Source organism: Streptomyces sp. NPDC002640, from assembly GCF_053592575.1.
The window spans coordinates 12,225-25,972 of the sequence record NZ_JBSFVZ010000039.1 but is presented as its reverse complement, the minus strand read 5'-3'; the positions used below and the strand labels follow the sequence as shown (position 1 = coordinate 25,972).

The window sequence follows — 13,748 nt, the reverse complement described above, 5'->3', positions numbered from 1 at the left end:
CTGTTTTACGGTTTCGGCCGCCTGTTGCGAGCACTGCATGCGTCAGTGCTGCCGACAGACAGCGAGACGGGCGCGGACGACCTACCAGTTGCATGGCGCAGATTGCGTGGGTGGGCCACAGCTCCGGAGGCCGGCCGTGCCGCACGCCTACGTCGATGTTTGCGGCAAGTGCTCGGGACGTCTCGATGGTGCCGTGTCCAGGAGTGGCTGCGCCGATTGCCGGAGGAGCAGCCAAGCACGCTGGTCCACGGTGCTCCTGGTCTCGGACTGCTCGTGCCAGCCGAATTCCGCGACACCTCCCATGGGCTGATCACTGGGGAAGATGTCGGTATCGCTCCCTGGCAGTGGGATGTCGGCTGGGTACTCGCTGAGCTCCGGGAACTCCGCTTCCTCTCGACTCGGGTGCGTCATTTCGGGACCGATTGGCAGGGTCTCGAGCACTCGTTCCTCAGCGGCTACGGGCGCCCCTTTGATCTCTGGGTTCAGCGCTCCATCGCGTTGCGTTCTTTGTTGCATCTCCACGACTTCTCCGTCTTCGTCGCCTGGGACGAAGCAGAGATCCATACGTATGCGGCGTTGATCATGGATGCCGTGGACGCAGCAGACATATTGGAAGACCAGGAAGGCGTCCAATGACCCGCCTACGACATCCGGCAGCGCACCGTCAAGACGTGGTCGAGTATCTTTTCGAACACCAAATCGCTGACCCTTATCGGTGGTTGGAGAAAGCGGACAGCATTGAGACACTCGCATGGCTAGCGGCACAGGACGACCTGTTGCACGCCGCCCTTGGCAACCTGCCGGGACGTGGCTGGCTCCGCGGTAGGTTGGAGGAAATGCTTGCGCTCGGTGTGACCGGCCCCCCCGTGTGGCGGGGAGCGCGACGGTTTTTCATGCGTCGCTACCCGGGCCAGGAGCACGCCGTCCTCCATGTAGTGGACCCGGACGGCATTGAACGATGTCTTCTCGATCCGATGGCTCTCGACCCGACCGGACGAACCACACTGGACACCTGGCACCCCGACCGGGACGGCCGTCGGATCGCCTACCAGGTGACGAGCGGTGGTGACGACGGAAGCCAGCTCTACGTCCTGGACGTTGACTCGGGTGTCCTACTCGACGGCCCCATCTCACGCTGTCGACACTCCTCGATCGCCTGGCTACCTGGCGGCGAATACTTCTACTACGTACGGCGCTTGGCAACCCACGCGGTGGCACCTGGTGAAGAGCGCTACCACCGGCGTGTCTACCTGCACAGAGTGGGTGCGGACCCCGACACGGATGATCGGCTGGTCTTCGGACACGACGGGCGCAAGACGGCGCTTTACACGGTTGCTGTCAGTGCTGACTGTCGCTGGCTCACCGTGACGCGCGCTGAAGGTGCGACACGCCGTAACGACATTTGGATTGCCGACATCAAAAAGCACGGTCCTGAGACGCCAATCTTCGTACCGGTGCAGACGAACATCGATGCGCACACAAACGCCATAGTCGGCCAGGGCACCTTGTATCTGCACACCGACTGTGGCGCGCCCCGGGGGAGGCTGGCGGCCGTCGACTTGGAAGAGCTCGAGGTATTGGGTGCGCCGCCGCCCGACACATGGAGGGAAGTTCTTCCCGAAGACCTCCAAGCCACGCTGACCCGCTTCACTCTCCTGGATGACCCGAAGTCGGGCGGTTCACTGCTTCTGGCTGTCCGGAACCGCCACGCCATCAGCGAAATCACGGTGCATGACCTTGAGACCGGAGCGGAGTTGGAGAGCATCCCGACGCCGGGGCTGGGAACGGTGGGAGAGATTCGCGGCGCGGGCCACGAGGCATGGTTCACATACACCGACCCGTTCACTCCAGTTACCGTCTTCCGATGGGACGCCACAGACAGAACGACGAGCGTATGGGCGAGCCCGCCTGGTCATGGGACCGAACCGCCTCGTCGGACCGCCGGCACAATGCGACAGATCACGTGCACATCAGCGGATGGCACACGGGTACGGATCACCGTCCTCGCGCCGGATATTGCGGACACACAAGACACAATTCGACAACCCCGGCCGACCATCCTCTACGGCTACGGTGGATTCGGCCTGTCCTGCGAGCCCGTCTACAACCCCGAGGTCGTCGCCTGGGTTGAAGCCGGCGGTATCTACGCCATCGCCCACGTACGAGGTGGAGGCGAGGAGGGATCCGACTGGCATCGTTCGGGCATCCGAGCCCACAAGCAGAAATCGATCGACGACTTCCACGCTGCCGCAGAGGCTCTCTGCCAACAAGGCTGGACCACTCCATCACAGCTCGTGATTAGCGGGGAGTCGAATGGCGGTCTGCTGGTCGGCGCCGCACTCACACAGCGCCCCGATTCCTATCGAGCTGCCATTTGCGGCGCTCCAGTTCTGGACATGACACGCTACGATCGCTCCGGTCTCGGTGCGTCCTGGGTCATGGAATACGGCTCCCCGGCGGTGGGCGAGGAGCTGAGCTGGCTCCTTCGCTACTCCCCCTACCACCACGTCAGCGAAGGGAACGACTACCCGGCGGTCCTACTCACGGTTTCCGACGGGGACGCGGTAGTGGATCCTCTGCATGCACGCAAAATGTGCGCGGCACTTCAGCAGGCCGCTGGACCCTCACCAGCCATGGACGGAAGGGGGCTGACACTTCTGCGCGTCGAGGCCGGAGCTGGCCATGGTGCACGCGCCATGACTCGCACTATCGAGCTGTCAGTGGACCAGCTGTCCTTCGCGGCCTGGCAGTCAGGGCTGAGGGTCCCACCGAATGGGCCAACGACGCCGGGACCTTGAGACGGCTGGCTCTCCTCGATCGGTTGAAGCAGCGTTCGATGACGTTGCGGGCCTTGTAGAGCTCACGGTCGAAGGCTGGCGGCCTGCCGCCTTGCCGCACCCGGTAGGCCTTGGTCGACCCGCTCCGGAAATCATCGCCCGGATACCCCACCGCCGCAGCGCCTGGCGGATCGCGTCATAAATTCGCCTTGTCGGCGACCACGGCGTCGGGCCTGATGCGGGGTCGCCTGGCGCCGCTCCGGGGCACGCACACCGCGTTCGGGACGGCGTCTAAGGCGGTGGAGTCGTTGACATCGCCCGGCGTGACGAGGACGACCACGGGCAGGCCCCGGCCGTCGCACGCGACATAAATCTTGGTGGTCAATCCACCGCGGGACCGACCGAGCTCGTGACCAGCCTGCGTGCGTGCCGGATCTTCCAGTTCGCCCCCGCCGACGCCCCTTTTTGCGGGCGCCGGCGGCGTGCTGGTGGGCCCGGTTGATTATGGAGTCGACCGAAACCGTCCATTCCACGGCCCCGACGGAGTCGTCGCGGACCTGGACCTCCTCAAGCAGGCGGGCCCCAGGTCCCGTCCGCCTCCCAGCGAGGCCAACCTGCGCGCCGCGGCGTTCTTCCACGCCCACGGCATCCCCCACATCGAACGCGTCCTCACCGACAACGCCTGGGCCTACCGCAAGGGCCTCGCCTGGAAACAGGCCCTGGCCCAGCTCGGCGCCACCGGCAAACTCACCCGGGCCTACCGGCCCCAGACCAACGGCAAGGTCGAACGCTTCAACCGCACCCTCGTCGAGGATTGGGCCTACGTCCGCCCCTACACCAGCAACGACGAACGCACCGCGGCCCTGGACAACTTCCTCCACAGCTACAACTACCATCGCTGCCACACCGCACTCGGAGGCCAACCGCCCATCACCCGCGTCAGCAACGTCGCAAGGCAATACATCTAGCGCCCCGTGGGCAGTGAAGATTTCTGCGTCACGAAGCGGCTCAGCGAAGCGACCACGTGCGCCACCGAGGGAGTGAGTGGGCGGATGGCCGGCACCAGGGAGACACCGGGGTACTCCTGGCCCAGCCAAGCCTCAAGCAGTGAGACGGTCTCCCGCGCCGCACTCTCCCAGGAGCCAGCCGTCCGCTGTGAACAGGTAACAAGTACGCTCATCAGCGCCTCGCCGGCCGGCACCCTGTAGCCCTGCAACTCCGGCAGCACGGCCACTTCCGCCCGGGCAGGACGTGATTCGCTGAGAGCGTCCGCGAGACGCTGCGCCACCTGCTCGTGGTTTTCGCCCGCCGGTACATGAGCCATCACGCTCAGGTGTACCGTCTGGTCGCAGTCATCCGTGCTTAACATGTCGGCTCCTCTCGGGACAGGCTCCCAGTGCGTCAAGGTGATCATTCTTCTCCACGGCGTGCGGTCTGGTCCAGGTTTCAAACCACAAACCTTTCGTGCTCCGTCAGCGGCGGTCCCTCAAGTGGCGGGACCCGCGGACTAGCGACAGTAGCGGCCAGCAGAGCTGGGCGTAGCAGGCGAACACCCCTCGCTTGCAGGGCAGTGTCGTCGCACATTGCTGCGGACACCCAGTAAGAGGTTGAGGTCGGTGGTGCCGTAAATGTCGGCTAATCCTATGAACAGGCCGCCGTGAGGGTGCTCGCCGAAGAGTTGGGCATTCGTACGCTGCCGCGCCTGCTGTCCACGTGTATAAACCACAGCGGCTTGAGCCCCCACTAGGCCGTTTCGTTTGGATCAGCGAGCTGACCAGAGGAAGATGCCTGCGACGTGGAGGCCGGCCAGGTAGATGGCCGCGGTCTTCTCGTAGCGGGTAGCGATCCCCCGCCACTGCTTGAGGCGGTTGATGCACCGCTCGACGCTGTTGCGCTGCCTGTACGCCTCGCGGTCGAAGGCAGGAGGGCGCCCGCCTCGGCTGCCGCGCCTCAGCCGGTGGGTGTTCTGGTCGGCCCGGATAGGGATGACGGCCCGGATACGACGGCTGCGCAGGTGTTCGCGGATCGCGCGGGAGGAATAGGCCTTGTCCGCCAGGACCACGTCCGGCCGGGTGCGGGGCCTGCCCCGGCGCCGCGGGACACGCAGGCGACCCATCACCTCGGTGAAGACTGGTGCGTCGTTGGCCTGTCCGCCGGACAGGAAGAAGGCCAGTGGGCGGCAGCGGCCGTCGGCCGCGAGGTGGATGCTGGTGGTCAGTCCTCCGCGGGACCGGCCGATGGCGTGGTCGGCCGGCTCGCCTGCCGGGGCCCCTTTTTGCGGGCCCCAGCAGCGTGCTGGTGAGCACGGACGATCGTGGAGTCCACCGACACCACCCAGTCGAGGTCGTCCTCCTCGTCTGCCTGGGCCATCAGCGCGGTGAACACGCGCTCCCAGGTGCCGTCCGCGGCCCACATCCCCAGCCGGTTGTAGACACCCCGCCAGTTGCCGTACCTCTACGGTAGGTACATCCACTGCGTCCCGGTCCGGAACTTGTAGGTGATCGCGTCGATCACCTCACGATGGTGCCGCCACCGGCCACCCCGCTTCGGAGTCCGGTTGGGGAGCAACGGCTCGATCCGCGCCCACTGCGCGTCAGTCAACGACACAACCAGACCAACGACTGGTTGAGTCCGAACGGTACTGGTCGGCAACGCGAAGGATGAGCAGGTCAGTCGGAGAGGTGTCTCGGACTGTAGGAACCATCCGTGATGTAGGCGACAAGATCGCGGAAGGTGTGGAAGAACATGTTGTCTCCCCGGCCGGTCCACCAGAAGCGTTCCAGGGCATCGTGGCTGTGGTGAAGCATCAGGATCCCTGCGGACCCCTCGGCATTGACGTGGATCGGGAAGACATGCGTCTCTTCCGGCAGCCCGACCTCGGTCAGCGGCCCGGTCTCCAGGACGATGTCGCGGAACATGGAGCCCAGTCCGCTTCGCTCTGAACCCTCCCAGTCACGACATCCAAAAAGTGGCATCGTGTACTGGAATCCATCCAGCCCGTCCGTCAGGGACAGAAAGCTCCGGTACTCCGGGTCCAGCGGCTGGCCAGCCTGGGTTTCCAGTTCCCTGATCTGTGCGAGGGTCGCCGGGGGCCTGAGCCCGGGCATTTCGTCCGGGCTCAAGGGCGAGGAGGCGAGGTACTCACGCGTCCTGGCGCGCATCAGTTCGCCGATGAGCATCCACATCTCCACGAGTTCCTCCACCCTGAACAGCGACGGCTGACCACTCAGGATCAGCAACTGCCCGCGCAACAGCAACCCATGATCCAAACGAAAGACCCTAGCGGCGTAGGCCAGCGTGCTCGCCGTGTCCTGCAGGTGTGCCAGCCTCTGCGACGCATCGACCAGCAGGAAGGCAGTGCCGCGGCGATGTTCGCGAGCTCGGCGATCCCGGTGAGCGCGTCCTGGCCGGCCTTGAGCGTGCGTACCCAGACCAGCCCGACCAACTCGCCGCGCACCAGCGGCATCATCAGCGGGCGCGGCACGACCCTCTCGGCCAGCGAGGCGGTGTACGTCTCCTTCGCGACGCCAACCAGTCCGTTCCACATCCGCGTGTCCACGGAGCCCCCCGTATCCCGACTGTTCGTGATCACAAGCGACCCTGCCACGTGGAGCGATGCGGTGTCAGGACGATGATCCGCCAGCTCTTTCGAGCGGTGGATGCTGGGCTGATGAAAGGGAAGCGCCACCAGACAGGGGCATGTGGCGTGAATCACAGCAGGTGTCGGAAAAATGAGTGCCGGATCAGCTCTCTCCCGCCGCAGGTAGGTGAACAGACTTACCCAAGCAACAGAGGAGGCCCGAGATGCCTGCGGCTTCAACGCCGGATCCGGCACCCGCGGATACCGCTCAGCGGAGTGCTGCAGCACCGTCCGAGGTAACTGGAGCGCTGCTCGTTCCCTCAGTGGAAGGATGCGGCTCGTCCGAGAACGTGGCGCTCGACGAGCTGAGCGACGCCGGGCTTGCAGCACCGGTGGATGGGACCGGCCTGGCCATGGACAGGTCCGATCTGGATCATGGTGCCTTCTCGCTGCTTGACGACGCCGTCCTGCAGTCGGGGGGCCTGGCTGACGTCGTGGACATGGCCGCCTTCTGGTCTGGCGTCAGCGACTCCTTCCAACCGCTGATCGGTCTCAGCACGATGCTCAGCGAGTTCACCTCGCGGGCGAACTTCGGCCTCGCCCCGGCTCTCGCCGGCATCGAGCTGGCCGTTCCCCGGCTACCCAACATCGGAGAGGTGGTCGGCCAGTCGCTGCTCGACGGGCTGGGGGCGCACAATGCCTCCCTGTCGGCGCTGGCGGACGTGCGGCCCCAGATCCTCTCGCTGTCCGAGTCCGTGAACTCCGTACTGCCCTCCGTCGCGAACACCCTGGGGCTGTTGGACGGACTCAACCCGGCCAAGGCGGTCTTGTCTGCGATCGAGCCGCAGGTCAGGAGCCTTACGGGCGTGGTGGGACCGGCCGCTCTGTCGTCGATGGCTGAGGCCTTTCAGCCGCTGTTCGGTCTCGGTGAATTCGTGCGTCAGCCGCACTTCGACCTGTCCCCGGTGCTGGAAGGTCTCCCGGCTCTGCTTCCCCCGCTGCCCGGCCTAGCGACGATGGCAGAAACGCTCGTACCATACTTCGCCGTCCAGGTGGAAGGACCGCGGATGATGCAGGAGGCCTTGCGCTCGCTGCCTTCGATGTTGGACCTCATCGGTGGCCATATGACCGACCTCTTCGCCGGGGTCCGGTCCGTCGCCGACTGGGCGAAGCGGCTGAGGCCATCGGTCCTTGCCGAAGCCCGCTACGCCTTCGACGCGTACATGAAGGGCGACACGGAGTCGATGAAGGACTTCCTGCGCCGCTGCCTGCGTCTGTGGCCGGTGCTGGAGGACCACTGCCAGGCCCTGGCTGTGGCGATGCTCGAACGCGCGTGGGAGCAGGAATCCGACCTCACCGACGACCAGTCGGTGCGCAGGGTCCTGCTCCGGTACGCCCGACAGGGCTGCGACTTTGAACGCGATCACCAGATCCGCGGCGCCTCGGTCGGTTACATCCCGGAGGGCTGGGAGCAGCCGGACACCGTGCCCGGGCCGGAGGATCTGGTGATCCCCCGCCTCGTTCCCTGGGCCCAGCGGTTCGAGACCGCTCCGGTGCGCTACGTGGCAGGCCGGCTCAACGAGCAGGAACAGGCCCTGGTCCGTGTCTGGTCGGAGAACCACCGCATGACGTGGCCCAAAGCATCGGACCTCGTGCAGCAGGATGAGGCACAAGGAGAGCGGGCGCGACGCAAGCTGCACCGGCTCGGCAAAGAGTGGCGCAGGCGCGAGCACCTTCAGGAACTGTCGTGAGTGCGCCGTCCGACCGGTCGCAAGAGCCGCTGATGACGGTGCGGGCCGCGGTCATCCTGATGCTGGGCACGCAAATCGCCGTGGCTGCTGGTGTACTGACCGTGCTGGCTGGGAACGCGTGGGCTGTCGCCGTACTGGCTGCCGGGGGCGCCTTCGCCGGCACGGTTGCCTTCGCGCGGTCCGTAATCGGCTGAGCCGGCCCTGGGCGAACAGGACGCCCAGGGCCAGCCCCGTCACGGCGAAGTACGCAGGGCGTCGCCTGGTGCATGCCGTTGCGGGAGGCGGCGGAGTGACCGAGGTCGCGGTGGGCCTTGGCAAGGTAGTACAGGGCCATCTCATGCAGGTCGGTGGGGAGCAGTGCGCTGTGGGTGAGGGCGTTGAGCCGGTTGGCGGTGATCGAGCGGTGCTCGTGCTGCCGGCGGGCGAGGGCAGCGAGGAGTTCGGCGAGGGCGTCTGCAGGCCGGTGCTGCCGGGCCGGGCGGGTGAGGCGACCGGCTCCCATACGAAGTCGCTGACGTAGGCCCAGGCGGCTTCGCTGAGCCAGCCCAGGGGGAGGCCGAAGTCGCGGGCCAGGGTGAGGCCTTGGCGCAGGCAGCCGGTCAGCAGCAGCCGGCTGGGGCCGGTGGCCTGGGGCCACTGAGCGCCGAGGGCCGCCAGGGCGCGTTCGGCGGCCCGGTGCCAGTCGGCGTCGCTCCAGCGGTCGTCGGTGGCGTCGTCGGCGCCGCGGAGGGTGGAGCGGATCAGTCCGTGCAGGTGGTACGGCCACAGAGCGAACGGGTACTCGCGGACGAAAGGCCGCTCGATCAGGCGCAGGGCCGGGGCTTCGTGGCTCAGTCCGGCAGCCGCGGTGGCCAGGTTCAGTCGAAGGCGTCCAGCAGGCTGACGGAGCTCAGAACGTGCCGCTCCTCGGGGGTGAGCTCGGATAGGGTGCGGGCGATCAGCGCCGGGAAGTCGTGGTCAAAGTCCGCCGGCTGCGGGGTGCGGGCCGGTGCGGCGGAATCTCCAGGAACCGCATCACCGACAAGTCCAGGTACAGGGGCAGGCCGTGGGAGCACCCGGTGATGGTCTGGCGAATGTCCGCGCTGATGAGGGGCTCGCCGTCGCGGGTGATGCGGCGGGCGAGATGGTCGTCGCAGTCCTCGGGGGAGAAGTCGCCGACCAGGACCTGCCGGGCGTGGCCAAGCGGCGCCCGCGCCGCCGGCACCCCGCCGGCGGCGGGCAGGGCCAGGCGGTGGGGCCGGTGTAGTCGAGCTGGCACTGGAGGGCGGTGTCGGCCCACTGCAGGCGGGAGCGGCCGGTGATGACGAAGCCACACCACCCGCTGGACGAGGCGCTCCAGGTCGCGGTGCGTGCGGTCGCCGACATCCTCGAGGGTGTCCAGCAGGATAACCGGCATGACGCGCTGGTCGGCCGGCAGCTGGGCGAGCTCCCAGGCCAGCAGGTGCGGGTAGAAGGACAGCGCCTCCAGGTGGCAGTTGGCCTCCAGCAGGTCCGCCAGCCGCGCGCACCCGGCGAGCGCCCGCACGCTCTGGCGCCGCTCCCGCAGCGCCGTGGTGAGGGCACCGGCCGCCGCGCCGACGGCCGTGCCGACGCTGTCCGGCAGGAGCAGCGCCTGGGCGACGTCGGCGAGGACGGACTGGATCTGCTGGCCCATGGCCTTGCCGTACCGGCCCTGGAGGGCGCCGCGCTGCAGGTGTTCTTCGAGGCTCTCCGCTGGGGTGCTGCCTCTCCCAGTAGCGGCGCAGGGCGATGTCGAAGGCGGGCAGCGGCCATCCCAGGGCGCTGAGGGCTGCGCGGAGGGTGAGGACGACGTCGCGAAGGAGGTGCCGGCGGAGCGGGCGAGGTCGATCCGCACGGGCAGGATCCTCTCGGCCGGCCAGGCGGGCTCGCCCCACTGGGCAGGCCGCCGCTCAGCGCTGGTGAGGGCGGCCTCCAGCGTGCGGGACAGGGTGTCTTGCCGATGCCGCCGATGCCGTGGAACACCAGCACGTTGCGGCGCGGGCGCTCCAGGTCCTCAACGTCGAACCCGCCGGCGGAGATCTCCCGCAAATGCTCGGCCAGCGCGGCCGCCACGAGCTCCCACTGCAGTTGCCGGTCCGTGAATGCCTCCACGGCCGTCAGGCCCCGGTCGTTCGTGCTGAAACAGCGCTCGCAGATCCCGGCCCGCCATGCCCCACCCCCGTGAAGAAAGACCACTCCCACTGGGGCCAACCTAGCCGCGCGGCTCGCCCCGTGGAGCAGTACGGCCCGGCCCGCTCCTGCCTGCGACCAGCTCGGTGCCGGCCACCGCCCCGCGTGGTGGCCGGTTCCTCACGTGTCCCGGCGGATGGGCGCGGGTAGCGCTCCGGCACGGATGGAAGCGGCGAAGGGGGACGGGCGTGGGAAAGGCCAGCCGCGGCAAGAAACAGCGCAGCCGGGACACCAGCACGGCATGGAGCGCGACAGGAGCGGCCCGGGCGGCACGCCGGCTGCGGACGGACACGCTGGATCTCCTGCGGGACAACCCGTGGGTGCGGTCGATGATGGCGTCGAACGTCGACACGCGGCTGGCGGAACTGCGCACCGTGCTCCAGCACAGCACCGTGCCCGCCGAACACCGCACCGAGCTGGCGTTCGCGATGACGCTCGGCAAGCAGGGCATGCGGCCGCCGTGGCCTCCCGGGCCGGTGGAGACCGCCCGCTGGCAGATCCAGCAGGTGATCACCGTCCTGGAGCGCGCGGAAGTCCTGGTCATTTCCCCCGCCGCCCACGCCGCGGTGATGGCCGCGGCCGCCACCTTGGAGCCCTCCGACGTCGCCACCCTCGACCGCGAGCGGGACATCGCCATACCGACGGGCCTGCTCGTGCTCCCCGAGCCCGTCGTCGTGGTGAACCGGGGCGGTTCACTCTCCGACACCCGCGCCTTCGGCTGGCAGATGATCACCCAAAGCCAGGTGCTGCCCGACGCCCGCTACCCCGGCATCCAGCTGACCACCTTCATGGACCGCGACGGACCCGTCCAGCCAGAGTCCTGGCGCCTGGTCACCGCCCAGGCCCGAGCCCAGGGCACACCGCTGCCCCCGCTCGTCCCGGACGGCATCTACGGCCTGCGGGCCGACAGCGCGCTGACAGCCGAGAGCAGCGAGCAGCACGCCGCGCTCACCGAAGAACACCGCCAGCTCAACACCGCCCTGAACAGCGTCGCCCGCACCGCCGGGCCGCCGGAGGAGGGCCAGTGGGACGGCGGGCGCATCGAGGACACCTACGACGACTTCGCCGCCCGCTACGCCTTCGCGTTCTGGCGCCTGGCCGCCCAGGGCGTCACCACCACCAGCTCCCCGCAGGACCCGGATCGCCGCGCCCCTCAGCCCGGCTCCCGCCCCCCCGTCGACCGGGACGTCCGCGTCATCCGCCTCACCCACCAGGTGCCCGCACAGCGAGCGGAGAACAACGGCACCAGCCGGGTCTACCACCACCGGTGGACCGTGCGGATGCACAAGGTCCGCCAGTGGTACCCCAGCACCCAGGAACACCGCGTGATCTGGCGCGGCCCCTACCTCAAGGGCCCGGCCGACGCGCCCTTCATGATCGGCGAGAAGGTCTACACCGTCGACTGACCCCGCACGCGGCCACGCGACCAGCAGCTCTCTTCCCGCCTTGGGCGCCCGCCGGGGCTGGGCCACCAGGTGCCGGCGAGGCGACAATGACCGCTCCACAGCAAGATCAACGCAAAGGTGGGGCGGCAGGTCCGACAACCCGAACCCTGACTTCACCGGCCTGGAAGGCGGCGAGGAGCAGGCGGCCCAGGACGCGGTCGACGAGGTGGTGAACTGGTACAGCACCCAGCTCCTCGAGGAGTACCGCGCACCGGTGCCCGACGAGGAACGCATCGAGGAGCTGAAGGCCGGCCGGGAAGCCGCCCTCGCCGACAAGGCAGAGCTGGCGACTGCGGATACCGAGGAGACGGACCGGATCGCCGTGGTTTACGCCGCTCGGCTGAAGGAGCTCAAGGAGTCGTAGCCGCGCCCCCTGCCCGGAACGGGCAGGGGGCGCAGGTGCGGGTGCGGCCGGGTGAGGGCGAGCCGGCTGCACCCGCGCGGGCATCAGAGGCCGGGCGATTGCGGCGATTTCGTCCAGCTCCTGGCGGTGCCGGGGCAGGGCCCGGCGCAGGCCTTGGTGGCGGCGCAGGCGTCATATTCGGCGTCCGTGGTGGTGCCGGGGCTGCGCCGCTCGGGTGTGGTGTCGGTGGAGACGGCGGAGGGCGACTGCGGCCAGGACGTCGGCCTGAAGTGCCGGGTGCTGCCGTTGTGGGCGGCGCAGGACGCGTTGCGGTTTCCGGACAGGAGCCGACCCGACATAAGCGTGGCGCTATGCGGGGGCAAGCCAAGGCTTCTCTTGCCTCATCTCACCACCCGGCCGAGCTGTACCGCTCCTGATGGCCGCAATGAAACGGTTCACTCGCATGCGCCAGGGCGTACCTCACTGAGGATACCCGCCTTCCGCATTAGATCAGCTAGAAGTTGCACTTCCACATACGTTCCCTGATACCCGCTCCGCTTCATTTGCTGCGCGGCAACTTGAGACTCTCGAATGGAGAGATTCAGTGCGCCGCGAAATGCCTTCAAGACCGCCCCCCCTCGGTAGTTGCCGTCCATCAACCGCACACAGTAAGGGCCATGCTGGGCCAGAATCTGACTGCGGACCTCTGCAGGTGCTGGTCCCCAGTCTCCATCATGTGAAATCCCGCAGGAATCGCAAGCCCACTCCACCTCCCAACGAAGCCGGTTGTCCCTGGTCAGTTGCACCGCCCACCCCGTGCAGGGGTCACCGCACCCCTGACACGGACCCGAGAGCTTCGCTGCTTGTTCGCTCATTGCCAACCTCTGATCGACTTGTAGCGCTCGCCGACCGAATTGGCGCACCGGCTCGTCGAGCTCGAAGACCTCATCGAGGAGGCGAAGGCGGCTCTCGTGGTCCGCCAGCGCTCCCGCGGCGAGCCGCTCAAGGCGCTGGCGCCGATCTTGGACCTCAGCGAGGACCGGCTGCGCAAGAAGTACGTCCCCCAGGCCGTCGACGAGCAACTGGTCAAGCGGTCCCGCCCGCGGCGCACCCGCAGCGGGCCGTCGCCCGGCAAGAGCGCCGACGCCAACGCCCCGGCCTTCCAGCGTCTGCCCGCCCAGCGGATGGCCAGCGCTCTCACCCGTATGAAGAACGGCTCCGGCCGCCGCCAGCGCGAGATCGCCCAGGCGCTGGAAGTCGACGACTCCTACGTCTCCCGCATGCTGTCCGGGGAGCGCTTCGCCTCCTGGCGGCACGTGCGGGTCATCTGCGAAGTCTGCGACGGGGACGAACAGCTGATGAAGCCTCTGTGGCAAGTCGCCGCCGGCGTGCCTCCCGCCGACTCCGACGACCGCGTCGGCTACCTCCGCACCTACCTCAAGGCGCTCCGCTACGCGAACGGCTGGCCGTCCGAGCAGACGATCCTCGCCTCCGCGCAGGACAGCATCACCCTCGAGGACCTCCGCCAGGCGTTCGACGGCCCCGGCGTCCCGGGCTGGCCCGTCGTCGCCCAGCTCACCGCGGCCCTCCAGGCGCTGCCGGAAACCGCCCGGCCGCTGTGGCGCCGCGCCCAGTCCGCCACCGACACCTGAAGGAGGGGCA

12 protein-coding genes and 3 pseudogenes are annotated in these 13,748 nt (G+C 68.0%); 8 read left to right on the top strand and 7 right to left on the bottom strand.

The window, feature by feature from the left end:
* Positions 1 to 216: 216 nt before the first annotated feature.
* Positions 217 to 636, top strand: a complete 420-nt coding sequence (locus ACWD3O_RS32900; RefSeq protein ID WP_451418406.1) for a hypothetical protein — start codon at positions 217 to 219, stop codon at positions 634 to 636.
* Entirely contained in the window at positions 633 to 2,798 is a 2,166-nt protein-coding gene (locus ACWD3O_RS32895; RefSeq protein ID WP_451418405.1) for a prolyl oligopeptidase family serine peptidase, read from the top strand. The genes ACWD3O_RS32900 and ACWD3O_RS32895 overlap by 4 nt, the downstream gene beginning before the upstream one ends.
* A 10-nt stretch (positions 2,799 to 2,808) precedes the next feature.
* Here ACWD3O_RS32895 and ACWD3O_RS32890 read toward each other — a convergent pair.
* A pseudogene (locus tag ACWD3O_RS32890) lies at positions 2,809 to 3,383 on the bottom strand (IS5 family transposase); the annotation flags it as partial.
* 11 nt (positions 3,384 to 3,394) lie between these two features.
* On the opposite strand from ACWD3O_RS32890, the pseudogene ACWD3O_RS32885 reads away from it, so the two are divergent.
* Positions 3,395 to 3,745: pseudogene (locus ACWD3O_RS32885) on the top strand (integrase core domain-containing protein); the annotation flags it as partial.
* Here the strand turns inward: ACWD3O_RS32885 and ACWD3O_RS32880 are convergent.
* From ACWD3O_RS32880 to ACWD3O_RS32865, 4 genes and pseudogenes are all read right to left on the bottom strand, one after another.
* On the bottom strand, positions 3,742 to 4,146 hold the full coding sequence (locus tag ACWD3O_RS32880; protein ID WP_451418404.1) for a hypothetical protein: 405 nt from the start codon (positions 4,144 to 4,146) through the stop codon (positions 3,742 to 3,744). The pseudogene ACWD3O_RS32885 and the gene ACWD3O_RS32880 overlap by 4 nt on opposite strands.
* Positions 4,147 to 4,539: 393 nt before the next feature.
* Positions 4,540 to 5,390 (bottom strand): annotated as a pseudogene (locus ACWD3O_RS32875) (IS5 family transposase).
* Positions 5,391 to 5,446: 56 nt separating this feature from the next.
* Positions 5,447 to 6,046 (bottom strand): SMI1/KNR4 family protein, encoded by a 600-nt coding sequence (locus tag ACWD3O_RS32870; protein WP_451418403.1) that lies wholly within the window; start codon positions 6,044 to 6,046, stop codon positions 5,447 to 5,449.
* Complete coding sequence (locus tag ACWD3O_RS32865) at positions 6,010 to 6,336, bottom strand: hypothetical protein (RefSeq protein WP_451418402.1); 327 nt, start codon at positions 6,334 to 6,336, stop codon at positions 6,010 to 6,012. Before ACWD3O_RS32865 ends, ACWD3O_RS32870 begins: the two co-directional genes overlap by 37 nt.
* A gap of 371 nt (positions 6,337 to 6,707) precedes the next feature.
* Between ACWD3O_RS32865 and ACWD3O_RS32860 the strand changes: the two genes are divergently transcribed.
* Positions 6,708 to 8,108 carry a hypothetical protein gene (locus tag ACWD3O_RS32860; RefSeq protein WP_451418401.1) on the top strand — a complete coding sequence of 467 codons (1,401 nt, stop codon included), beginning with the start codon at positions 6,708 to 6,710 and terminating at the stop codon, positions 8,106 to 8,108.
* Positions 8,105 to 8,302 carry a hypothetical protein gene (locus tag ACWD3O_RS32855; RefSeq protein WP_010639982.1) on the top strand — a complete coding sequence of 66 codons (198 nt, stop codon included), beginning with the start codon at positions 8,105 to 8,107 and terminating at the stop codon, positions 8,300 to 8,302. The genes ACWD3O_RS32860 and ACWD3O_RS32855 overlap by 4 nt, the downstream gene beginning before the upstream one ends.
* 743 nt (positions 8,303 to 9,045) lie before the next feature.
* Here the strand turns inward: ACWD3O_RS32855 and ACWD3O_RS32850 are convergent.
* On the bottom strand, positions 9,046 to 9,762 hold the full coding sequence (locus ACWD3O_RS32850; protein ID WP_451418400.1) for a hypothetical protein: 717 nt from the start codon (positions 9,760 to 9,762) through the stop codon (positions 9,046 to 9,048).
* Positions 9,763 to 10,486: 724 nt separating this feature from the next.
* Between ACWD3O_RS32850 and ACWD3O_RS32845 the strand changes: the two genes are divergently transcribed.
* Positions 10,487 to 11,704, top strand: a complete 1,218-nt coding sequence (locus tag ACWD3O_RS32845; RefSeq protein ID WP_451418399.1) for a hypothetical protein — start codon at positions 10,487 to 10,489, stop codon at positions 11,702 to 11,704.
* Positions 11,705 to 11,912: 208 nt separating this feature from the next.
* Positions 11,913 to 12,107 (top strand): hypothetical protein, encoded by a 195-nt coding sequence (locus ACWD3O_RS32840; protein ID WP_451418398.1) that lies wholly within the window; start codon positions 11,913 to 11,915, stop codon positions 12,105 to 12,107.
* An 83-nt stretch (positions 12,108 to 12,190) separates the two neighbouring features.
* On the opposite strand, the gene ACWD3O_RS32835 is transcribed toward ACWD3O_RS32840, so the two are convergent.
* Complete coding sequence (locus tag ACWD3O_RS32835; protein WP_451418397.1) at positions 12,191 to 12,445, bottom strand: hypothetical protein; 255 nt, start codon at positions 12,443 to 12,445, stop codon at positions 12,191 to 12,193.
* Between the two features lie 555 nt (positions 12,446 to 13,000).
* Here ACWD3O_RS32835 and ACWD3O_RS32830 point away from each other — a divergent pair.
* Positions 13,001 to 13,738 carry a helix-turn-helix domain-containing protein gene (locus ACWD3O_RS32830; protein WP_451418396.1) on the top strand — a complete coding sequence of 246 codons (738 nt, stop codon included), beginning with the start codon at positions 13,001 to 13,003 and terminating at the stop codon, positions 13,736 to 13,738.
* Positions 13,739 to 13,748: the final 10 nt, after the last annotated feature.